Raw genomic sequence first — 21,754 nt, forward strand, 5'->3', positions numbered from 1 at the left:
CATGCGGATCCGACGTACAGCAGGCGCCCTGATCGCCGCGGCGGTGGTGGCGATCCTCGCCGCCTGCAGCCCCGCGGTCTCCGACGACGACCCCGGCAGCTCGTCGGCAGCCACGTCCTCCGACGCGGCACCGGGCAAGGACGCGACGACGGTCGGCGTCATCGCGGTCGGTCCGAAGGACGACTTCGGGTACAACCAGGCCGTGTACCAGGGTGTCGAGGCGCTCCGGAAGAACTTCCCGAAGATCAAGGTCCTCGACGCCTACAACATCCCCGAGGACGACACGGCCGCGACGACGATGGAGAGCATGATCGCGCAGGGCGCGACGATCATCTTCGCGACGAGCTACGGGCACCTCGATGCGGCCAAGCAGGTCGCTGCGGAGCACCCTGACGTCGTCGTCGTCCACCAGGGCGGTCTGCTCGACGACCCGGCGCCGGCCAACATGGGTTCGTACTTCGGCAGCGTCTACGAGCCGGTGTACCTGGCCGGCATCGCGGCGGGCGCCGCCACGAAGACCGGCAAGCTCGGCTACGTCTACGCCATCCCGATCCCGCAGACGCTGGCCAACATCAACGCCTTCACGCTGGGCGCACAGTCGGTGCGACCCGACGTCGAGGTCACGGCCGTCTCGACGACCAGCTGGTGCGACCCGGCCACGCAGGCCGACCGCGTGCAGTCGCTGCTCGGCTCCGGCGTCGACGTGGTCACGCAGCACCAGGACTGCACCAAGACGATCATCGAGGCCACCGAGGCCGCCGGCGCCTACACGGTCGGCTACCACGCGGACGCGTCGTCGCTGGCGCCGAAGGGCTGGCTGACGGGTTCCGAGTGGAACTGGGGCCCGCTCTACTCGGACATCGTCAAGACCGCGGTCGCCGGTGACTTCACAGGCAGCGACTACAACGCGAACTACCGCGCGAACATGGCCAGCGGCAAGAACCCGTTCGTCGCCTCGAAGTTCGGACCGAGCGTCACGGACGCGACCAAGGCCCTGATCGCCGACGCCGCCAAGAAGATCGAGGGCGGCGGCAGCCCGTTCACCGGCCCGATCACCGCGCAGGACGGCACGGTCAAGGTGGAAGCCGGCGTCACCCCGCCGATCGAGACCATCGAGCAGATGGACTACTTCGTCAAGGGCGTCACCGGCACCATCTCCTGACCACCGCCCCGGGGTCGGCCTCGTCGAGGTCGGCCCCGGGGTTTCTCCCAGACCCGAGGGGAACCATGAGCCCGTACGTCAACGCCACGACGCCGTACCCGTGGCCCTACGACGGCGACCTCGGCGGCGCGCAGACGGCGCTGCTGGTCGTCCTGACAGCGGACGCCGGTGCCGCCTCCCAGGACATCGCCGCGCAGCTCGAGTCCCTGGCCCACGCGGTCCGTGCGGCCGGCGGGACCGTGATCGTCGTGCGCACCACCGCGCCGCCGCCCGGCGGCTCCCGCCTGCGCGAGCCGGTCACGGCGTCCCAGGATCTGCCCGGCCTGCTGGTCCCGGACATCGACATGGTGGCGGGCGGAGTCGACGGCTACTACGCCAGCGACCTGGACATCGTGCTCCGCACAGGGCGGTATCGCCGGCTGATCCTGGCCGGCGTCGGCCTCGAGACCTGCGTCCACTCGACCATGCGCGACGCCAACGACCGCGGCTACGAGTGCCTGCTGGTCGTCGACGCCTGCGTGCCGATCGACCCCTCCCTGACCGGTGCCTCGGTGTCCAGCATCGAGATGTCCGGCGGCATCTTCGGTGCGGTCGGCCTGACCGCCGAGGTCGTCGCCGCCCTGATCCCTGTTCCTGCGCTCACCCCTGGAGACCTGTGATGACGACCGACCAGCTCACCACCGCCACGGACGTCGCCTTCGGGCCGGTCGAGGCGGAGCCGTACCCGTGGCCGTACGACGGCAGCTTCTCCCCGTCGACGACGGCGATCATCAACATCGACTGGCAACAGGACTTCTGCGGTCCGGGTGGCTACGTCGACGCCATGGGCTACGACCTCAACCTCACACGCGCCGGTCTGGCGCCCACCGCGGCGATGCTCGAGGTGGCCCGCGAGCTGGGCTTCCACGTCATCCACACGCGTGAGGGCCACCGCCCGGACCTGTCCGACCTGCCCGCGAACAAGCTCTGGCGGTCGCGACGGATCAACGCGGGCATCGGCGACTCGGGCCCGTGCGGTCGCATCCTCACGCGCGGCGAGCCCGGCTGGGAGATCGTCCCGGAGGTCGCACCGCTGCCCGGCGAGGTCATCATCGACAAGCCCGGCAAGGGCTCGTTCTACGCCACGGACCTGGACCTGATCCTGCGCTCCAAGGGGGTCACGCACATCATCCTGACCGGCATCACCACGGACGTCTGCGTGCACACGACCATGCGCGACGCCAACGACCGCGGCTACGAGTGCCTGCTGCTGTCCGACTGCACGGGCGCGACCGACTACGGCAACTACCTGGCCGCACTCAACATGGTCAAGATGCAGGGCGGGGTCTTCGGCGCCGTGGCGGACTCCGCCGCGCTGCTGGCGTCCTGGGAGAACCCGCTCTGACCGCTACTTGAAGACGATGGTGCGGTGGCCGTCGAGCAGGACGCGGTGCTCGGCGTGCCAGCGCACGGCCCGCGCCAGTGCGCGCCGCTCGACGTCCTGACCGAGCGCGACCAGGTCCTCGACTGCCCTCGAGTGGTCGACGCGCTCGACGTCCTGCTCGATGATCGGGCCCTCGTCGAGCTCGCCGGTCACGTAGTGCGCCGTCGCGCCGATCAGCTTGACCCCGCGGTCGTGGGCCTGGGCGTAGGGGCGCGCGCCCTTGAACGAGGGCAGGAACGAGTGGTGGATGTTGATCACGCGGCCCTGCAGCGCCCGGCAGAGGTCGTCGGACAGGATCTGCATGTACCGCGCCAGGACGACGAGCTCGACGTCGAGCTCCTGGACGAGCTCGAGGAGCCGTCCTTCCGCCTGCGCCTTCGTCGCCGAGGTGACCGGCACGTGGTGGAACGGGATCCCGTAGAAGCTCGCCAGCGGCTCGAGGGCCGTGTGGTTCGAGACGACGGCGACCAGGTCGATGGGCAGGTTCTCCGACCGCTGCCGGAACGCCAGGTCGTTGAGGCAGTGCGCCGCCGTGGAGCCCATGACGAGCGTCCGGACGGGGCGACCGACGACGTCGAGCGTCCACTGCATGTCGAAGGCGCCACCCAGGGACGTGAGGGCGGACGTCAGGACGTCGCGCGGCGTCGACGCGGTGACCTGCACGCGCATGAAGAACAGGCCCGACAGCGGGTCGCCGAACTGCTGCGACTCGGTGATGTTCCCGCCGTGCTCGGCCAGCAGCCCGGCGACGGCGTGCACGATGCCGGGGCGGTCGGGGCAGGACAGAGACAGCACCCAGTGGGTCGGTTCGATGGTGGCGGAGGACACGAGTTCCGAGAGTAGTGGTCGCGGCGATCGGCTGACACGATGGGCGCCATGACGACCGCCGACCTCGACATCCGTTCGGTGACCCTCGACGACGCCGGGGAGCTCCTGACGCTCCGTCGGGCCGCATTCGTGACCGAGGCTCAGCAGTACGGGGACCCGCACATCCCGCCGCTGACGCAGACCCTCGACGAGCTGCGCGAGGACCTGGAGGCGGACGGCGTCATCACTCTCGGCGGCTGGCACGGGCACCGGCTCGTCGGGTCGATCCGCGTGCTGATCGAGGGCTCGAAGGCCACGCTCGGCCGGTTCGCGGTCGCCCCCGACCTGCAGGGCCAGGGGTTCGGCACGCAGATGCTCATGGCGATCCTCCCGTTCCTGCCTGACGGCATCGAGGAGGTCTGGGTGTTCACGGGCCGGGACTCGGTGCAGAACATCGCCCTCTACGCCAAGCACGGCTACGAGCACCAGCACGACCAGACCGCCGGCGACCTGACGTACGCGTACCTGCGCAAGATCCTGGGCGACGCGGAGCACGCCGAAAGCTGAGCCGGCCGGGAATCAGAGGATTGGCCGACGATTCGTCGGCACATCCTCTGAATCCTGTGGTCGCGATCCGGGCGGTGGGACGGGACGCCTTCGCACTTGCTACTCTGTGCGGCGTCGCGACTGGCGAAACGGGTGGGTCACCACCGGGGAGCGACGCAGCAGCAGCAGACCATGGGTCGGACGCCTGGGCCCCCGGTCACCCCACCGGTCCGACTACCGAGTGCGCGGTGACACCGTGCGCGCTGACTGCCAGGGAGTGCCATGAGCAACACCCCGATCCTCGATCAGAACATCTCCGAGCTCGACCCCGAGATCGCCGCCGTCCTCGACGGTGAGCTGGCACGCCAGCAGGGCACCCTCGAGATGATCGCGTCCGAGAACTTCGTCCCACGTGCGGTTCTGCAGGCGCAGGGCTCCGTGCTGACCAACAAGTACGCCGAGGGCTACCCCGGCCGCCGCTACTACGGCGGCTGCGAGCAGGTCGACATCGCCGAGAGCATCGCGATCGACCGCGCCACGTCGCTGTTCGGCGCGGAGCACGCCAACGTCCAGCCGCACTCGGGCGCGACCGCCAACGCGGCCGTGCTGCACGCCCTGATCAACGCGGGCGACAAGATCCTCGGCCTCGAGCTGGCCCACGGCGGCCACCTCACGCACGGCATGAAGATCAACTTCTCCGGCAAGCTCTACCAGGTCGGCGCGTACGGCGTGGACCCGGACACCTTCCTCGTCGACATGGACGTGGTGCGGGCCAAGGCGCTCGAGCAGCGCCCCGACGTGATCATCGGTGGCTGGTCCGCCTACCCGCGTCACCTCGACTTCGCGGCCTTCCGGTCCATCGCCGACGAGGTCGGCGCCAAGCTCTGGGTCGACATGGCGCACTTCGCCGGCCTGGTCGCCGCGGGCCTGCACCCGAGCCCCGTCCCGCACTCCGACGTGGTCTCCAGCACGGTGCACAAGACGATCGGCGGCCCCCGCTCGGGCTTCATCCTGAGCAAGGAGGAGTACGCCAAGAAGATCGACTCGGCCGTCTTCCCGGGCCAGCAGGGTGGCCCGCTCATGCACGTGATCGCCGCCAAGGCCGTCGCGTTCAAGGTCGCCGGCACCGAGGAGTTCAAGGACCGCCAGCAGCGCACGCTCGACGGTGCGCGCCTGATCGCCGAGCGGCTGTCCGCGCCGGACGTCACCAAGGCCGGCGTCTCGGTGCTCACGGGCGGCACGGACGTGCACCTCGTCCTCGTCGACCTGCGGCACTCGGACCTCGACGGCCAGCAGGCGGAGGACCTCCTGCACTCGGCCGGCATCACCGTCAACCGCAACGCGGTGCCCTTCGACCCGCGCCCCCCGCGCGTCACGTCGGGCCTGCGCATCGGCACGCCCGCCCTCGCGTCGCGCGGCTTCGGCGACGCGGAGTTCACGGAGGTGGCGGACATCATCGCGACCGCCCTGATCAACGGCGCCTCGACGGACCTCGATGCGCTGAAGGCCCGGGTGCTCAAGCTCACCGACGGCTTCCCGCTCTACGACGGACTGCAGCAGTACTGATGACGGCCGAGCTTCTCGACGGCACGGCCACTGCAGCGCATATCAAGGCGGAGCTGACCGAGCGGGTGGCCGCCCTGGCTGCCCGCGGGGTCACGCCCGGCCTCGGCACGCTCCTGGTCGGCGACGACCCGGGTTCGCGGTGGTACGTGGCCGGCAAGCACAAGGACTGCGCCGAGGTCGGCATCGCCTCGATCCGGGAGGACCTGCCCGACACGGCGACCCAGGACGAGATCGAGGCGGCGGTTCGACGGCTGAACGAGGACCCGGCCTGCACCGGGTTCATCGTGCAGCTGCCCTTGCCCAAGGGCATCGACACCAACCGGGTGCTCGAGCTGGTCGACCCCGACAAGGACGCCGACGGCCTGCACCCGACCAACCTCGGGCGCCTGGTCCTGCGGGTCAACGAGCCGGTCACCTCGCCGCTTCCGTGCACTCCGCGCGGCATCATCGAGCTGATCCTGCGGCACGGGATCGACCTGCACGGCGCGGACGTCGTCGTCGTCGGCCGGGGCGTGACGGTCGGGCGCTCGATCGGGCTGCTGCTCACGCGGCGGGAGATCAACGCGACCGTCACGCTCACGCACACGGGCACCGACGACCTGGCCGAGCACACCCGGAACGCGGACGTGATCGTGGCGGCGGCCGGTGTTCCGGGGATCATCACGGCGGACATCGTCAAGCCGGGTGCGGTCGTCGTCGACGTCGGCGTCTCGCGGGCCGTGGACCCGGAGACCGGCAAGAGCCGTGTCGTCGGCGACGTGGACCCCGGCGTGCTCGAGATCGCCTCCTGGGTCTCACCGAACCCGGGTGGCGTGGGGCCGATGACGCGGGCGATGCTGTTGAGCAACGTCGTCGACACCGCCGAACGGCTGCTCGGAGCCTGAACGACCCAGAAGCGCCCCGGGGAGACCCGGGGCGCTTCTGTCATGTCTCGAAGGGATCCGCTCATGGGAATCGTCCGTCCGCACCTCTGGTTCGACGACCAGGCCGAGGAGGCTGCACGGTTCTACGCCGACGTGATCCCGCGTACGACGATCGACTCGGTCGTCACCGCACCGCCGGGGACGCCCGGGATCTCCGAGGGAGCGGCCTTCATCATCGAGCTGACCATCGACGGCCTCCGGGCGACGTTCCTCAACGGCGGCCCGGTGCTCAAGCTCGACGACGCGTTCTCGTTCGTCCTCGACTGCCAGGACCAGAGCGAGGTCGACCACTACTGGGACGCCTTGACCGCCGACGGCGGTTCGCCGGGGCAGTGCGGTTGGCTCGTCGACAAGTTCGGCGTCTCATGGCAGGTCGTGCCCGCCCAGCTGGACCACGTCATGTCGGGCCCGGACACCGAGGGGGTGGCGCGGGCGATGGCAGCGATGCTCCAGATGACGAAGCTGGACGTGGCGGCGCTCGAGGCGGCCTACCGCGGGGACTGAACGGGCGTCGGTGGGCGAGCGCGTGCGAGGAGCGCCGACGGCGTGGGGTTGGATGGTCCGGTGCTGACCATCGCCTCTGTGAACGTCAACGGGATCCGCGCGGCCTACAAGCGGGGGATGGGGGCTTGGCTGGAGGCGCGCAAGCCTGACGTGGTGCTCCTGCAGGAGGTCCGGGCGTCCGACGAGATCCTCGCCGACCACCTCCCGTCCGGGGAGTGGCACCTGGCGCACGAGGCGAGCGAGACTGCGGGCCGGGCCGGTGTCGCGATCGCGTCGAGGCTGCCGATGACTGCGGTGCGGATCGGCCTGAAGACCGGCGTGACCAGCGACTCCGGGCGGTGGGTCGAGGCCGACCTGGCGCTGCCCGCGCACGAGGGAGCGCCCGCGCGCAGCATCACGGTGGTGTCGACGTACCTGCACTCGGCCACGGCCGGGCAGCCGTCGATGGACGAGAAGTACGCGTTCCTCGACCACGTCACGTCCCGGCTGGCCGACCTCGCCGAGGGCGGCGGGTACGCGGTCGTCGCCGGGGACGTCAACATCGCGCACCGCGAGGTGGACCTGAAGAACTGGAAGGGGAACCTCAAGCACGCGGGCTTCCTGCCGCGTGAGCGTGCCTACCTGGACCGCTGGTTCGACGACCTCGGCTGGCACGACCTCGGTCGAGAGCTCGGCGGCGAGGGTCCAGGGCCGTACACGTGGTGGTCGTGGCGCGGGCAGGCGTTCGACAACGACTCCGGTTGGCGCATCGACTACCAGCTGGCGACCTCGGACCTCGCGGACGCCGCCGTCAGCGCGACCGTGGACCGGGCCGCGACCTACGCCGAGCGGTTCAGCGACCACGCGCCCGTGGTCGTGCAGTACGACGTCTGAGCGGAGCCCGCTCCTGGTCCGGCGGACTCCGTGCGGACGAGTCGGTCCGCTCCGTGCGGAGGACGCGGTCGACCGGCGGCCGTGGCTACCGTGGTCGGATGACCGAACCCGTGCCCGGAGGCGCCTGGGGCGCAGGGCCTCCGTGGGCCGGCCGCCACTGGTCGGGCGGACGCCCGCGCTCGGCCTGGCTGGTGGTCCCGGTCGCGGCGCTCGCGACCGTGACGCTCCTGGGCTGCGTCTTCGCGTCGTTGTGGAAGACCTACGAGCGGTCCTTCGACGTCGGTGCTGCCCTGCTGCTGGTTCTGGCGCCCGCGTCGATCCTGCTCGTGGTCCGACGGGGAGCGTGGGCCGTCGTCGGGGGTGTGCTCGCGGTCCTCGGCCCGGTCGCCTATCTCGCCCTCGGCTACCCGCGCGGTCCGGCGGTGGTGCCGCTCGGCTTCGTCATCGTCGCCGCCGGAGCGACGCGGCAGCGTGCGCTGTCGCTCGGCGTGGGGCTCGCGGGCGTGCTCGGGGTGGTCGCGGTCGCCGTCGCGACGGGGGAGCCGAGCGCGGTGTACGCGGCGTTCACGGTGGTGGGGCTGGCGGTCGCGATGGTCCTGGGCGAGGGGGCGCGCGGGCGGCGCGAGCGGATGCGCGCGCTGACCGTGGCGCGCGAGTCACGGGAGGAGGCCGCGGTGGCCGCCGAGCGGCTCAGGATCGCGCGCGAGCTGCACGACGTGCTCGCCCACTCGTTGTCCGCGATCACCGTGCAGGCCGGCGTAGGACTGCACCTGATGGATCGGGAGCCGGAGCAGGCGCGCAAGGCGCTCGGCGCCATCCGGGACACCAGCAGGGACGCCCTGGACGAGGTGCGTGAGGTCCTCGGGGTGCTGCGGGCGCAGGGAGAGGCACCCCGGGAACCGGCCGCCGTGCGTGACCTCGACGGGTTGCTCGACCTCGTCCGGATGGCGCGGGACGACGGGTTGACCGTGGACGACGACGGGCTGGCGGAGGCCGTGGACGCGGTGCGCGGAGTCGTCCCCGAGGCGGCCGGGGTCGCGGTCCACCGCGCGCTGCAGGAGGCGCTGACCAACGTCCGGCGCCACTCACCGGCGACATCGGTGCAGGTCAGGCTCCTGGTGGAGGGCGGATCGCTCGGCCTGTCCGTGCGTGACGACGGTGAGGTACAAGAGCCGGTGCTGGAAGGGTACGGACTGCGAGGGATGCGCGAGCGGGTCGAGGGGCTGGGTGGTTCGCTGGTCGTCGAGCACACCGACGGGTTCCGGGTCAGCGTCGAGATCCCGTGGGCGGCCGCGCGATGATCCGGGTGCTCCTGGCCGACGACCAGGCTCTCGTGCGCGGGGGGTTCCGTGCCCTCATCGACGCGGAGGCGGACCTGACCGTCGTCGGCGAGGCGTCGACCGGTGACGAGGCGGTGCGGCTGGCGACGGAGCTGCTGCCTGACGTCGTCCTCATGGACATCCGCATGCCCGGGAGCGACGGCCTGACCGCGACCCGGCGGATCGTCGAGGACCCAGGAGCGAGTGGCGTCCGGGTGGTCGTCGTGACCACGTTCGAGCTCGACGAGTACGTCGCCGAGGCGATCCGCGCCGGCGCGTCCGGCTTCCTGGTCAAGGACACCGAGCCGGCGGACCTGCTGCGCGCGGTGCGCGTCGTCGCCGCCGGTGACGCGTTGCTCTCGCCGACGGTCACGCGAAGGCTCCTCGCCACGGTCGCGCGCGCGACCCGCGACGCCGTCGACGTCCCAGGCCTGGGCGACCTCACGCCACGCGAGCGGGAGGTCCTCGCGCTCGTCGCCGAAGGACTGTCCAACGACGAGATCGGCGCCCGGATGTTCCTGTCCCCGCTGACCGTCAAGACGCACGTGCTGCGCGCGATGGCCAAGGTCGGCGCGCGGGACCGGGCGCAGCTCGTCGTCGTCGCCTACGAGTCCGGGGTGGTGCGGCCCGGCTGGGCGTAGGCGGTGTGTACGGAGTACGTCGGACGCTCCGGCCGGACGACGACGGCGGAGGGTGCGGCAAGCGACTGTGGTGGTGCGGTCGACGGACGGCCGCCCCGACACGACCCGGAGGTCCTCATGTTCAGCTCGCTCGCCGCGGTGGCGGCACACCCCGTCGGCTGGGGATGGGGCTGGGGTCCCGGCCCGTGGTTCCTGTTCATCCCGTTCTTCTGGCTGGGCGTCATCGCCCTGTGCATCGTCTTCGGCGGGCGTCGGCGTCGCGCGTACTGGGCGGAGAACGGCGGCTGGGGTCCGCAGGGTCGCGGCACGCAGAGCGCCCGGGCGGTGCTCGCCGAGCGGTACGCCCGCGGCGAGCTCGACGAGGCCGAGTACCGCGCGCGGCTCGAGGTGCTGCTCGCCACGGCCCCGCAGCCGAGGGACTAGTGCACGGCAGCCTCCCGACGGACCGTCGCCCGGACGCCGTGTCAGGGGTTCCGCACGGCGTCCGTCGCGACGGCGGGCGCCGTCGGGAGGTCTCGCATGCGCAGAAGCGGCGAGATCAGCACCGGCAGCGCCGACACGGCGGTGACTGCGACCGCGATCCAGAGCGTTGCCTGGACACCCAGGTGGGTGCCGAGCCAGCCGCCCAGCAGTCCGCCGATCGGCATGGTGCCCCACACGATGAACCGGACGGACGCGTTCATCCGCCCGAGCAGGGCGGGCGGGCAGACCCGCTGGCGGAAGCTGACCTGGGCGACGTTGTAGAGCACGACCGTGAACGAGAACGTCGCTCCGCCGACGATCAGCACGAGGGCCGGGGGGAACGGGAGCACCCACGCGAGCGGTGTCAGCGCCGTCGCGGGAACCGCGGCGAGCATCGAGAGCGGGACGAGTCGTGCCTCGCCGACGCGCTCGGCGAGCCGGCCTGCGCCCACGGCACCGACGAGCCCGCCGATCGCGGAGGCCGAGACGACCGTGCCCCAGGCTCCGGTACCGAGGTCGAGCACCCGCAGCGCGTAGATGACCAGCACCGCGTTCGACATCGCGTTCGCGAAGTTTGCCAGGCCGGTCGTCGCGACGATCCGGCGCAGGATCGGCTGGTGCACGACGAACGAGAGCCCCTCCCCGATCTCCGTGCGTAGCGGACGGTGGGTCGACGGGTGTGGCGGAGCCTCGACGTGCCGGATGCGCCAGACGGCGAACGACGAGGCCAGGTAGGTCAGGACGTTCACCCCGATCAGGGCCGGCGCCGTGATGACCTTGAGCAGCAGCCCGCCGACCGCCGGGGCCGCGACCGCCGCGACCGACTGGGTCGCCTGCAGCTTCGAGTTGCCTTCGACGATGTGCTCCAGCCCGACCAGCCCTGGCACGTAGCTCTGGTGTGCGACGTCGAAGAACACCGACGCGACGCTGATCACCAGCCCGGCGACGATGAGCATCGGCACGGATGCGTGCCCGGAGACGGCGGCGGAGACGACGACGGCGAGCACGCCGGCGCGCACCAGGTCGGAGGTGACCAGGACGCGGCGCTTGCGCATCCTGTCCACCCAGGCGCCCGCCGGCAGGCCGATGACGAGGAACGCCGCAGTCTCGGCGGCGGTCAGCATGCCCATCTGCCACTCGTTCGCGGCCAGCTCCTGGACCGCGTAGACCGGGAGCGCCAACCCGGTCAGCTGGGCGCCGAACTGCCCGAGGGCGTCGCCGGTCCACAGGCGACGGAACTCGGCGTGGTGCACGAGGGACTCGCTCACGGCCACAGGATCGACAACTGATTCGGAAAAGTCAATCGGTGTGGGACGATCGCCTCGTGAGCGAGAAGGAGGTCGACGCGGACGCGCGGGCGCTTGCCAGCACGCTGCGGCTCCGGATCCTGCGGCTGTGTCTCGACGAACCGCTGACCAACCGCGAGATCGCTTCATGCCTCGACCGCAACCCTGCGACGATCCTGCATCACGTCCGCACCCTGGCCGACCGCGGCTTCCTGACCGCCCAACCGGTCCGACGCGGAGCCCGCGGGTCCCGCGAGGTGCCCTATCTCGCCACGGGAAAGTCGTGGCGGACGCCCGGACCGTCGTCCTCGTCCCGCATCCTCGTCGACACGTTCCTCGAGGAGGTCGCGCTCGTCGACCCGGCCGAGGTGATCGCTATCCGGCTCGGCCTACGGCTCGACGCCGCCGGGTACGCCGAGCTGGCCGAACGGGTCGGCGCGGTGTTCGAGGACTTCGCGAGCCGACCCCCGACACCCGGCGGGATGCCCTACTCGCTGTTCTTCGCGCTGCACGAGGACGCCACCCGCAAGGCGTCCCCGGGCAGCGCGGCAGCCGGCTAGTACCGGATGGCGTCGATCACCTTGACGCGTACCGCGACGCTCGCCGGGATGACCCCTGCCAGAGCCCCGACCGCCGTCGCGCAGAGCATGCCGATCACCGCGGCGGAGACCGGGAACGGCGGCATGTCCTGGATCCCGCCGCCGAACAGCGTGTCGACCGGGATGTTCTTGATGATCGCGACCGCCAGCGTGACGCCGACCAGGCCTGCGACGAACGTCGCGACCACCGACTCGAGCAGCACGCCGAAGAACACGCGACCGGACGTGGCGCCGAACGAGCGCCGGATGCCGATCTCGCGGATCCGGTAGCGAACGGTGACGAGGGCGATGTTGACCAGCCCGAGCCCGCCGAGCAGGAGGGCGAGCCCGCCGATCCCGATGCCGGCGTAGGTGGTCGCACGACCGAGCCCGCCGTCGCCGTGGTTGTTGCCCTGGACGTCCACCTGCCAACCGGGCGTGGCGGCCTGCATGTCCTGCGCGATCTGACGCTTCAGCGCGTGCACCTGGTCGGCAGGCACCCACAGGTACACGGTCGGCACCTGCATGGCCATGTTGGCGGCCGCCGTCCCCGCGGCGGGCGCGGCGCCGCCTGACCTGATGCCGGAGCCGTCGTCGCCGATCCACCGGTGGTACTGGTCGTAGAGCACCATCACGGCCGGGTCGGCCCCGGGCCAGTCGTCGTTCAGCACGCCGATGATCGAGGCCGTCACCGGCGCCTGGTCGCCGACCTCGACGGTGGGGTGGGTGGACAGGTCGGGCAGCCCGAGCGCTGTGAGGAAGGCCTTGTTGACGACGAGCGTCGGCGCGTACGCGGACTCGTCGACCTCCGCGAACCAGCGCCCTTCGGCGGGCACGATGCGGTCGATCGTGCCCAGGTCCACGTCCACCGTCCGGACCTGGACCGACCGCTTGCCGTCGGGCAGCCGCACCGGTGCCTGGATCCACTCGTCGCGGCTCGCGTAGGTGATCGAGTAGCGGTCGAGCAGGTTCGTGAACGCGTCGTCCCACGTGGTGGGTGTCGCAGCGGACTGGTCCATCGGGTAGGCGCTGACCATCAGCGTGACCTGGCGTCCGCTCTGCTTGTCGTTCTGCTCCTGGGTGGCCTGCTTGAGCATCGCGATGACGGCGGTCACGCTCGTGATCGCGGTCACCGCGCACGCGACCCCGATCAGCGCGAGCAGGACCCGCAGCTTGTGGATCCGCAGCTCGTCCCACGCCTCGACGATCGCCCCGACGATGCCCGTCACGCGAGGAGCCCGTTCTCGGGAAGGCGCGGGCCGGGCTCGAGCAGGCGCCGCTCCGTCGCACCCGACCGGTCCGCGACGAGCGTCGGCACGTCGCCCACCCAGTCGGTCTGCGCGTCCAGCTGGATCGGCACGAGGACGCCGTCGGCCAGCCGGTACTGCCGCTCGGCCCGCGCCGCGACGGCGAGGTCGTGCGTGATGGTCACGAGTGCCGCTCCGGTCTGCGACGCGATCTCGTCGAGCAGGTCCATCACGGCACCGCCGGTCTCCACGTCGAGCGCCCCGGTGGGTTCGTCGGCGAGGATCACACGCGGTCCGCGCACGAGGGCGCGGGCGATGGCGACGCGCTGCTGCTCGCCACCGGAGAGCTTGTCCGGCATGGTGTCGACGCGGTCACCCAGGCCGACGCGCTCGAGCATCTGCTGCGCGAGCCTGGTGCGGTTCCAGAACTGCTTCCCCCGCGCGTAGAGCAGGGGAGCGGTGACGTTCTCGAGCGCCGTCCGGCCGGGCAGGAGGTTGAACTGCTGGAAGACGAACCCGAAGTCCCGCCCGCGGCGTCGGGTGCGCGTGCCGTTGGAGAGGCGTCCGATCGGCACACCCTCGAGCAGGTACTCGCCCGTCGTGGGTGCGTCGAGCAGACCGAGGATGTTGAGCAGGGTCGACTTGCCCGTGCCGGAGCGTCCGACGACGGCCACGTGCTCGCCCGCACCGACCGACACGGTGACCCCGCGCAGGATGTGCAGCATCCGGTCGTCGGGCAGCCGTACCGAGCGGGTGACGTCCGTGAGCTCGAGGAGGCTCATCCGCCGCACACCTTCGGGTCGTAGTTCACGGCACAGTCGACCGGCAGGCCCTGACCACCGGGCACCGGGATGAACTCGAGGATCGAGTCGCCCTTGGCGAGCCCGGCCGTGACCTGGACGACCTTGCCGTCGGTGAGGCCGAGCGACACGGCCTTCTTCGTGTTCGTGCCGTCGGCGCCGACGAGCCACACGTTGCCCGTCTGGACGGTCCCCTGCACCGCAGAGATGGGCACGACGACGGCGCCCTGCACCGACCCGTTCGTGACCTCGACGCTGGCGCCCAGTCCGGCGAACGCGGTCACGCCCGCGGGGACGGCACACGAGACGGTTCCGCTCGAGGGCGGCGTCCCGACGGAGCCGTCCCCAGGATCCGGTGCCGTGCCCTCGGCCTGCGGAGCGGCGCCGACGCGCAGGCCCGTGCAGTCGAAGGGTGCCGGTCCGCCGTTGAGCGCCACGGACGCCTGGGTCGGTGCCCCGACCAGCCGGTACTGCTGGTCGGGCGTCAGCGTGCCGGTCACCGAGAGGGTTCCGGGCGCGACCGTCGCCACCTGGTCACCCACCGCGACCTCCTGGTCCTTGAGGGTCGGCAGCGACAGTGTCCCGGCGACGCCCGACTGCACGACGACCGTCTCGACCTTGGGCCTGACCTCGGTCGTCGTCGTCTCTCCCGTCTCAGGGTTCGTCGTCACCCGCGGCTCCTGAGGGGTCTCCTTGCGGATCTCCAGGATCGGTGTGCCGACCGCGACGACGGCGCCGTCCGTGGCGAGCAGCTTGCTGACCTTCCCGGCGAGCGTCGCCTTGACGAGGACGGCAGGGTCGGCGACCACGGTCGCCTGGATCGTCACCGCGTTGGTGACGTCCCCGGTCGCCACCTGGACGGTGGGCTCCACCGAGACGCCTGTCGGCTTGAGGGAGGTGTCCACGGTGCCGATGTCCGCGCCGGTGAACGCGATCTTCACCAGGGCGATCGCGATGACCGCCCAGACGAGCAGTCGGATGGTCGGAAAGACGATCCTGCGGGTGACCCCCACGGTCAAGCTCCTCGCGTCGATTAGGTGCTGCGGGCGCGCCGGAGCTTCCCCCGGGGTGGTGCTGGCGTCAGTGCTGGAATGCGGACGACTGCACGGACCGTACTGCCCGCGCAGGTGGCGGTGGATCCGTCCGCGGGATGATTCCTCGACCGGGCAACCACGCTTCGAGCACTACTGTGCAGTACGCAGTAGCGCGATCGGGTCGAACGGCGTGCCGCCTCAGGCGGCGGGCGCCTGCGCAGTGGCGACGAGGAACGCGGGAGGGTGGAGCCCGGCGTCGGCGAAGGCCTCCGCCACGGCCTGCGCGACCTGCTCGACGGCGTCCGTGCGCACGAGCGCGATCGCCGATCCTCCGAAGCCGCCCCCCGTCATCCGGGCACCGATCGCGCCCGACGCCATCGCCGAGCCGACCACCACGTCGAGCTCGCGGCAGGACACCTCGTAGTCGTCGCGGAGCGAGGCGTGCGACGCGTTCATCAGCGGGCCGACCGCGTCCACCACACCCGCGTCGAGCAGGGCGACGAACCAGGTCACACGGTCGATCTCCGTGACCACGTGCCGGACGCGGCGCACCTGCTCCTCGCCGTCGAGCTTGTCGAGCGCCCACTCCAGGCCCCGGGGATCGACGGTGATCTCGCGGAGCGTCTCGACGCCCAGGCGGGCGGCCGCGGCCTCGCACGACGCCCGACGGGCTGCGTACTGGCCGTCCACGAGCGCGTGCTCGGCGCGCGTGTCGACGACGAGGAGCGTGAGGTCGTGCGCGGCCAGGTCGAACGGCACCTGCCGCACCGACCCGTCGAGGCAGTCGAGCAGCAAGGCGTGTCCCGGGCGTGCGCGCAGGGCGGCCGCCTGGTCCATGCCGCCGGTCGGGGCGCCGGCGATCTCGTTCTCGGCGCGCACGCAGATCGTCGCGAGCTGCGTGCGGCCCGCGTCGTCCCCGGGACGTGCCAGGCCGAGGCCGAACACGGCGTCGAGCGCGACCGCGACCGATGCCTCGAGCGCCGCCGACGACGACAGCCCGGCGCCGTAAGGAACGCACGAGTCGACCGCGACGTCGAAGCCGCCGACCGCCAGCCCCGCCTCGCGCATCGCCCAGGCGACGCCGACGACGTAACCCGCCCAGCCGTCCACCGTGCCGGGAGCGACCGCCCCGAGCGCGACCTCGCGCACACCGTCGGGCTCCTGGGCGGACACGAGCCGGACGAGGTCGTCGTCGCGACGCCGCAGGGCGACGTACGTGCGGTGGGGGAGCGCGATCGGCAGGCACAGGCCGCCGTTGTAGTCGGTGTGCTCGCCGATCAGGTTGACCCGGCCGGGAGCCGACCAGGTGCCGTCGGGGGCGCCGTCGGCGAAGCGCGCCTCGAAGAGGCTCCGGACCCGCGCGCTGCCCTGCTCGGGCGTCCAGGCCTCGATCCAACGCACCGCAGCAGCTGCGCTCACGCGAGCTCCTGCAGCCGGGCCGCGATCCGCTCGGGCGTCGTGTCGCTGATCCAGGCCCCGACCCCCGACTCCACGCCGGCCAGGTACTTCAGCCTGCCGGGTGCGCGCAGGACCGAGAAGATCTCCAGGTGCAGGCGTGAGACGTCGCGGCCGTCACCGACGGGCGCCTGGTGCCAGCCCGAGATGTACGGCAGCGCGATCGCCTCGCCCTGCGGGCCGACGAAGTACCGGTCGAGACGCTGCAGCAGTGCGAGGTAGGTGCCGGCGAGGTCCTCGCGCTCGTCGTCGCTGAGCGACGGGAGGTCCGGCACGTCCCGGCGCGGGACCAGGTGCACCTCGACGGGCCAGCGCGCAGCGAACGGCACGTAGGCCACCCAGTGCTCCGACTCGATCACGATGCGCTCGGCGTGCTCGAGCTCGGCGTCCAGCACGTCACGCCCGAGCAGGCGTCCGGTGCGCGATGTGTAGGCACGGGCCTCGGCCAGCTTCGCCTGCGTCCGCGGGGTGACGTACGGGAAGGCGTAGATCTGCCCGTGCGGGTGGTGCAGCGTGACGCCGATCTCCTTGCCGCGGTTCTCGAAGACGAACACCTCCTCGATGCCCGGCAGCGCGCTGAGCGCCTCGGTCCGCTGCGCCCAGGCCTCGATGATCGTGCGCATGCGGTGCGGGCCCACCGTGCTCAGGGACGCCGTCGGGTCCGACGAGAAGCAGATGACCTCGCAGCGCCCGGCGGCCGGCCGCACGGTCCACAGCGGCTCGTGCGAGCGGAGGGTCGGCGTGTCCGGGACGTCCGGCACGGCGAGCAGCGACGGGAACCGGTTCTCGAAGACGACCACGTCGTAGTCCTCCGCCGGGACCTCGCCGTCCTGGTAGACGGCACCCGGCTGGGCCGGTGCGAGCGGGTTCGCGTCCGCCGGCGGCAGGAACGTGCGGTCCATCCGGTGCGCGGCCATCGGGATCCACTCACCGGTCAGAGGATCTCGCCGCAGCTCGGGGCTGGTGAGGCGGTGGACGACCCCGTCGGGCCCGGTGATCGGGGCGAAGCGGTCCGGCAGCGGCCGCGGGTCGTCGAGGCGACGGGTCCTGCTGCCGGAGACGTAGGGCTCGCTGTCGTCGAAGTAGAGCAGCTCGCGGCCGTCGGCCAGGTGGGTCCTCGTCAGACGGACAGGCGGTCGCATGGGCCCGCTCACGACTGTTCCTCCGGGGCTGTGGAGCTGGGCTGCCCCACCGTGACGAGGCGGAGCTGGGTGGCTCCGCCGGTCAGCTGTCGACGCGCGTCCGAGGGGAGGGAGTCGTCGCTGATCACGGTGTCCACGTCGTCGAGAGGCACGATGCGGGCGAGGCCGACCACGCCCCACTTGCTGTGGTCGGCAAGGACGGTGGTGACCGCCGCGCACGACATGAGCGCGCGGTCCGTGGCGGCCTCCGCCAGGTTGGGGGTGGTCAGGCCCGAGGCGTCGAATCCGTGCACGCCGAGGTACGTGCGGTCGACGCGCAGGCTCGCCAGTGTCGAGTCGGCGACCGGGCCGACGAGGGCGTCGGACGGCGTGCGCACACCACCCGTGAGGATGACCTGGACACCGGGGGCGCTGTGCAGCACGTCGGCGATCCGCAGACTGTTGGTGACAACCGTGAGCGGGCGCAGCGTGGGGTCCTGCGCGATGAGCTCCGCCACCAGGTAGGTCGTCGTGCCGGCGGACATCGCGATGGCCTGCCCGGGCTCGATCGTGCCGAGGGCGGCCTGTGCGATGACCGTCTTCTCGGCGCTGGCCCAGGCACGCTTGGCGTCGAAGCCGGGCTCGTCAGTGGGCCGTCCGGGCGCGTCGGACGCGACAGCACCGCCGTGCACGCGGCGCAGGAGGCCGGCCCGGGCGAGCTCGGCGATGTCGCGGCGGACCGTCATGTCCGAGACGTCGAGGCTCTCCACCAGCTCCGCTACGCGGGCGGCTCCGTGTGCGCGGACGGCGGAAAGGATGCGCTCCTGGCGCTGAGAGGCGAGCATTTGAACATCATCACACGAGATCGAACAGCACCCAACGTGCCAACGAGCGCTGCGTCGTCAGATCGGCGGGTGATTTTCCTCACCGGCCTGCCGGCGAGAGCCCCAGTGACCGCCCTGCCAGGCCACGACGCCGTGCTGCGAGAGACCGCGCCACGCCGCGCAACACCTCGGCAGCCGGCGAGTCCGGTTCCGACAGCACCACCGGGTAGCCGCCGTCGCCGGCTTCTCTCAGACGCGGGTCCAGGGGAACCTGCCCGAGAAGGGGAACCTCGCTCCCTGTGAGGTTCGAGAGGTTGTCGGCCACCCGCTGGCCGCCGCCCGACCCGAACAGCTCGAGCCGCGACCCGTCCGGCTGCGCGAGCCAGGACATGTTCTCCACCACGCCGACCACGTTCTGCCGCGTCTGCACCGCGATCGAACCGGCGCGCTCCGCAACCTCCGCCGCAGCGACCTGCGGCGTCGTGACCACCACGAGCTCGGAGCTGGGCAGCAGCTGGGCCACGGAGATCGCGATGTCGCCGGTGCCGGGCGGCAGGTCGAGCAGCAGCACGTCCAGGTCACCCCAGAACACGTCCGCGAGGAACTGCTGCAGCGCGCGGTGGAGCATGGGACCCCGCCAGACGACCGGCTGCCCCGGCGGCACGAACATCCCGATGGACACGACGAGCACGCCGAACGCCTCCGGCGGCAGCAGCATGTCGTCGACCCGGGTCGGCTGGCGCGTCACGCCGAGCATGCGGGGGATCGAGAAGCCGTAGATGTCCGCGTCCACGATGCCGACACGCAGGCCGTCTGCCGCCATCGCGACGGCGAGGTTGGCCGTGACGGAGGACTTGCCCACGCCGCCCTTGCCCGACGCGATCGCGAACACCTTGGTCAGCGACTGCGGCTGAGCGAACGGGATGACCGGCTCGGCGCCGGGACCGCGCAGGAGCGTGCGCAGGTCCGCGCGCTGCTCCGCAGACATGACGCCGAACACCACGTCGACGGTGGCGACGCCGTCCACCGCCGCGGCCGCCGCAGTCACGTCCCTGGTCAGCGTGTCCTTGAGGGGGCAGCCGGGGGTCGTCAGGTCGATCCCGATCCGGGCGTGGCTGCCGGTCAGGTCGATCGAGCGGACCATGCCCAGGTCGGTGATCGGTCGTTTGATCTCCGGGTCGAGCACGCCTGCCAGGGCGGCACGGATCGCGTCGGTCAACAGGTCGGACATGCCCCCATCGTAGGTGGGCCCGCGCCGCTCATCCGCCGTCGCTCGGACGCTGCGTCCGACGCGACTTCTTCGAGTCCTTGGACCTCGGCTCCGCGTCTGGATCCGCGCCGACGTCGCGGTCGGCGAGCATGTCCTCGAGCAGTGCCCGCAGCTCCGAGCGGACGAAGTCGCGGGTGGCGACCTCGGACAGCGCGATGCGCAGAGCCGCCATCTCGCGGGCCAGGAACTCCGTGTCGGCGAGGTTGCGCTCGGAGCGCTGGCGGTCCTGCTCGGCCTGGACCCGGTCGCGGTCGGTCTGCCGGTTCTGCGCGAGCAGGATGAGCGGCGCGGCGTACGACGCCTGGAGCGACAGGACCAGGGTGAGGGCCGTGAACCCGTTGGCGGCCTGGTCGAAACGCAGGTGCTCCGGCGCGTAGACGTTCCACCCGATCCAGAGGATGCAGAACAGGGTCAGGTAGATGATGAACCGCGGCGTGCCCAGGAACCGGGCGATGCTCTCCGAGATCTTGCCGGAGGCGTCCTCGTCGATCTGCGGGCGGCGGATCAGGACGCGTCGGGTCTCCCGTGGGGTGTCCAGGCGGTCAGCCACGGCTCACCCCCAGCTGGTCCTCGTCGTCGGTCTCGCGCCAGTCCTCGGGCAGCAGGTGGTCGAGCACGTCGTCCACCGAGACGACGCCGAGCAGACGCTTCTCGGCGTCGACGACCGGCAGGGCCAGCAGGTTGTACGTGGCGAGCTGCCGCGTGACGGCGAGCAGCGGGGCGCCGACCGGCAGCGCCTCGATGTCGGTGTCGATGATCGACCCGATGGCCTCGTGCGGCGGTTCGCGCAGCAGCCGCTGCAGGTGCACGACGCCGATGAAGCGACCCGTCGGCGTCTCCAGCGGCGGCCGCGCGACGAACACCATCGAGGCCAGCGCGGGCGTCAGGTCCTGGCGACGCACGTGTGCGAGGGCCGCGGCGATCGGTGTCTCCGGGCCCAGGATCACCGGTTCGGTGGTCATCAGGCCACCGGCCGTGTTGTCCTCGTAGGCGAGCAGCCGTCGGACGTCGCGAGCCTCCTCGGGCTCCATCAGCTCCAGCAGCTCGGCCTGCTGGTCGTCGGGCAGCTCCCCGAGCAGGTCGGCCGCGTCGTCGGGCTGCATGGCCTCCAGGACGTCGGCTGCGCGCGTGCGTGCCAGGCCCTGCAGGATGCCGACCTGGTCGTCCTCGGGCAGCTCCTCGAGCACGTCGGCGAGCCGCTCGTTGTCCAGCGCGCTGGCCACCTCGAGCCGTCGCGTCAGGCCGAGGTCGTGCAGCACGTCGGCGAGGTCGGCCGGCTTGAGGTCCTCGTACTGCGCGAGCATCAGCTCCGCACCCTGCGCCGCACTCGGCTGCGCGAGCCCCACGACCTCGTCGACGGAGACGAGCACGGTCTCGCCGCGCCGGCGCAGAAGGCCGGAACGGCCCACGGGGCGACGGCGGACGAACACCTTGGAGACCACCCAGTCGCCGTTGCGCTGCAGCTCGATGGCGACGTCCTCGATGCTCGCGACACCCGTTCCGTCGACGAACTCGACGGTGCGGTCCAACAGCTCACCGACGACGAGGGTCTCGAACGCGCGCTGCTCGAAGCGACGCATGTTGACCAGGCCGGTCGAGATCACCTGCCCGGAGTCGATCGACGTGACGCGCGTGAGAGGCAGGAACACGCGGCGACGACTGCCGACCTCGACGACCAGCCCGACGGCCCGGGGCGCGCCTTTGAGGCGCACCAGCACGACGACGTCGCGCACCCGTCCCACCTGGTCTCCGAGGGGGTCGAACACGCTCGTCCCGGCAAGGCGCGCGACGAAGACCCTGGTCCCGACGCTGCTCACGCCGGTCAGCCTAGACCGGAGCCACGGCATAGACCTGACACCGACGCCCGGTGTTCCACGGACCGTCACCGGGTGGTCGCTCGAACTGCGGTGGGG

General features: G+C 71.6%; 23 protein-coding genes and 1 riboswitch. Of the genes, 12 read left to right on the forward strand and 11 right to left on the reverse strand.

The annotated features are described in order from the left end of the window. Window position 1: 1 nt before the first annotated feature. From I847_RS0112730 to I847_RS0112740, 3 genes are all read left to right on the forward strand, one after another. Window positions 2-1,162: a BMP family ABC transporter substrate-binding protein gene (locus tag I847_RS0112730; RefSeq protein ID WP_028050001.1), complete on the forward strand. Its 1,161-nt coding sequence runs from the start codon at window positions 2-4 to the stop codon at window positions 1,160-1,162. 65 nt (window positions 1,163-1,227) lie between these two features. Next, window positions 1,228-1,821, forward strand: coding sequence for a cysteine hydrolase family protein (locus tag I847_RS0112735; protein ID WP_028050002.1), 594 nt, complete (start codon window positions 1,228-1,230; stop codon window positions 1,819-1,821). Next, window positions 1,821-2,546, forward strand: a complete 726-nt coding sequence (locus I847_RS0112740) for a cysteine hydrolase family protein (protein WP_028050003.1) — start codon at window positions 1,821-1,823, stop codon at window positions 2,544-2,546. The genes I847_RS0112735 and I847_RS0112740 overlap by 1 nt, the downstream gene beginning before the upstream one ends. Before the next feature lie 3 nt (window positions 2,547-2,549). On the opposite strand, the gene purU is transcribed toward I847_RS0112740, so the two are convergent. Further along, on the reverse strand, window positions 2,550-3,413 hold the full coding sequence (purU, locus tag I847_RS0112745; protein ID WP_028050004.1) for a formyltetrahydrofolate deformylase: 864 nt from the start codon (window positions 3,411-3,413) through the stop codon (window positions 2,550-2,552). 48 nt (window positions 3,414-3,461) lie between these two features. Between purU and I847_RS0112750 the strand changes: the two genes are divergently transcribed. From I847_RS0112750 to I847_RS0112785, 8 genes are all read left to right on the forward strand, one after another. Next, window positions 3,462-3,959: a GNAT family N-acetyltransferase gene (locus I847_RS0112750; protein ID WP_028050005.1), complete on the forward strand. Its 498-nt coding sequence runs from the start codon at window positions 3,462-3,464 to the stop codon at window positions 3,957-3,959. Window positions 3,960-4,065: 106 nt separating this feature from the next. After that, a riboswitch (ZMP/ZTP riboswitch) is annotated at window positions 4,066-4,156 on the forward strand. A 64-nt stretch (window positions 4,157-4,220) separates the two neighbouring features. After that, complete coding sequence (gene glyA, locus I847_RS0112755) at window positions 4,221-5,504, forward strand: serine hydroxymethyltransferase (RefSeq protein WP_028050006.1); 1,284 nt, start codon at window positions 4,221-4,223, stop codon at window positions 5,502-5,504. Further along, on the forward strand, window positions 5,504-6,388 hold the full coding sequence (locus tag I847_RS0112760) for a bifunctional methylenetetrahydrofolate dehydrogenase/methenyltetrahydrofolate cyclohydrolase (RefSeq protein WP_028050007.1): 885 nt from the start codon (window positions 5,504-5,506) through the stop codon (window positions 6,386-6,388). The genes glyA and I847_RS0112760 overlap by 1 nt, the downstream gene beginning before the upstream one ends. Window positions 6,389-6,451: 63 nt before the next feature. Beyond that, the gene (locus tag I847_RS0112765; protein WP_028050008.1) at window positions 6,452-6,931 is read left to right on the forward strand and encodes a VOC family protein; all 480 of its coding nucleotides are present in this window, start codon (window positions 6,452-6,454) and stop codon (window positions 6,929-6,931) included. 60 nt (window positions 6,932-6,991) lie between these two features. Then, window positions 6,992-7,804, forward strand: coding sequence for an exodeoxyribonuclease III (locus I847_RS0112770; RefSeq protein ID WP_028050009.1), 813 nt, complete (start codon window positions 6,992-6,994; stop codon window positions 7,802-7,804). 98 nt (window positions 7,805-7,902) lie between these two features. Beyond that, complete coding sequence (locus I847_RS23595) at window positions 7,903-9,105, forward strand: sensor histidine kinase (RefSeq protein ID WP_051274865.1); 1,203 nt, start codon at window positions 7,903-7,905, stop codon at window positions 9,103-9,105. Continuing rightward, window positions 9,102-9,764 (forward strand): response regulator transcription factor, encoded by a 663-nt coding sequence (locus tag I847_RS0112780; RefSeq protein WP_028050010.1) that lies wholly within the window; start codon window positions 9,102-9,104, stop codon window positions 9,762-9,764. Before I847_RS23595 ends, I847_RS0112780 begins: the two co-directional genes overlap by 4 nt. A 117-nt stretch (window positions 9,765-9,881) precedes the next feature. Next, window positions 9,882-10,187, forward strand: a complete 306-nt coding sequence (locus I847_RS0112785; protein WP_028050011.1) for an SHOCT domain-containing protein — start codon at window positions 9,882-9,884, stop codon at window positions 10,185-10,187. Window positions 10,188-10,228: 41 nt separating this feature from the next. Here I847_RS0112785 and I847_RS23600 read toward each other — a convergent pair whose 3' ends face one another. Further along, window positions 10,229-11,494 carry an MFS transporter gene (locus I847_RS23600; protein WP_231384211.1) on the reverse strand — a complete coding sequence of 422 codons (1,266 nt, stop codon included), beginning with the start codon at window positions 11,492-11,494 and terminating at the stop codon, window positions 10,229-10,231. A 56-nt stretch (window positions 11,495-11,550) separates the two neighbouring features. On the opposite strand from I847_RS23600, the gene I847_RS0112795 reads away from it, so the two are divergent. Next, window positions 11,551-12,072: a helix-turn-helix domain-containing protein gene (locus tag I847_RS0112795; protein ID WP_034610184.1), complete on the forward strand. Its 522-nt coding sequence runs from the start codon at window positions 11,551-11,553 to the stop codon at window positions 12,070-12,072. On the opposite strand, the gene I847_RS0112800 is transcribed toward I847_RS0112795, so the two are convergent. From I847_RS0112800 to I847_RS0112840, 9 genes are all read right to left on the reverse strand, one after another. Next, window positions 12,069-13,319 (reverse strand): ABC transporter permease, encoded by a 1,251-nt coding sequence (locus tag I847_RS0112800; protein ID WP_028050013.1) that lies wholly within the window; start codon window positions 13,317-13,319, stop codon window positions 12,069-12,071. The genes I847_RS0112795 and I847_RS0112800 overlap by 4 nt on opposite strands. Then, a complete protein-coding gene (locus tag I847_RS23605) occupies window positions 13,316-14,119 on the reverse strand; it encodes an ABC transporter ATP-binding protein (protein ID WP_051274882.1) in 804 nt (267 codons plus the stop codon). Before I847_RS23605 ends, I847_RS0112800 begins: the two co-directional genes overlap by 4 nt. Next, window positions 14,116-15,150, reverse strand: coding sequence for an efflux RND transporter periplasmic adaptor subunit (locus tag I847_RS0112810; RefSeq protein ID WP_028050014.1), 1,035 nt, complete (start codon window positions 15,148-15,150; stop codon window positions 14,116-14,118). The genes I847_RS23605 and I847_RS0112810 overlap by 4 nt, the downstream gene beginning before the upstream one ends. A 219-nt stretch (window positions 15,151-15,369) precedes the next feature. After that, complete coding sequence (galK, locus tag I847_RS0112815) at window positions 15,370-16,590, reverse strand: galactokinase (protein ID WP_051274866.1); 1,221 nt, start codon at window positions 16,588-16,590, stop codon at window positions 15,370-15,372. Continuing rightward, a complete protein-coding gene (galT, locus tag I847_RS0112820; protein WP_028050016.1) occupies window positions 16,587-17,768 on the reverse strand; it encodes a galactose-1-phosphate uridylyltransferase in 1,182 nt (393 codons plus the stop codon). The genes galK and galT overlap by 4 nt, the downstream gene beginning before the upstream one ends. Before the next feature lie 8 nt (window positions 17,769-17,776). Next, window positions 17,777-18,592 (reverse strand): DeoR/GlpR family DNA-binding transcription regulator, encoded by an 816-nt coding sequence (locus tag I847_RS0112825; protein ID WP_028050017.1) that lies wholly within the window; start codon window positions 18,590-18,592, stop codon window positions 17,777-17,779. Between the two features lie 79 nt (window positions 18,593-18,671). Next, complete coding sequence (locus I847_RS0112830; protein WP_028050018.1) at window positions 18,672-19,802, reverse strand: Mrp/NBP35 family ATP-binding protein; 1,131 nt, start codon at window positions 19,800-19,802, stop codon at window positions 18,672-18,674. Window positions 19,803-19,830: 28 nt separating this feature from the next. Then, a complete protein-coding gene (locus I847_RS0112835) occupies window positions 19,831-20,391 on the reverse strand; it encodes a DUF1003 domain-containing protein (RefSeq protein WP_028050019.1) in 561 nt (186 codons plus the stop codon). After that, the gene (locus I847_RS0112840; RefSeq protein ID WP_028050020.1) at window positions 20,384-21,658 is read right to left on the reverse strand and encodes a magnesium transporter MgtE N-terminal domain-containing protein; all 1,275 of its coding nucleotides are present in this window, start codon (window positions 21,656-21,658) and stop codon (window positions 20,384-20,386) included. The genes I847_RS0112835 and I847_RS0112840 overlap by 8 nt, the downstream gene beginning before the upstream one ends. Window positions 21,659-21,754 lie beyond the last annotated feature (96 nt).

This window comes from Cellulomonas sp. URHD0024 (assembly GCF_000426185.1).
Classification (GTDB): domain Bacteria; phylum Actinomycetota; class Actinomycetes; order Actinomycetales; family Cellulomonadaceae; genus Cellulomonas.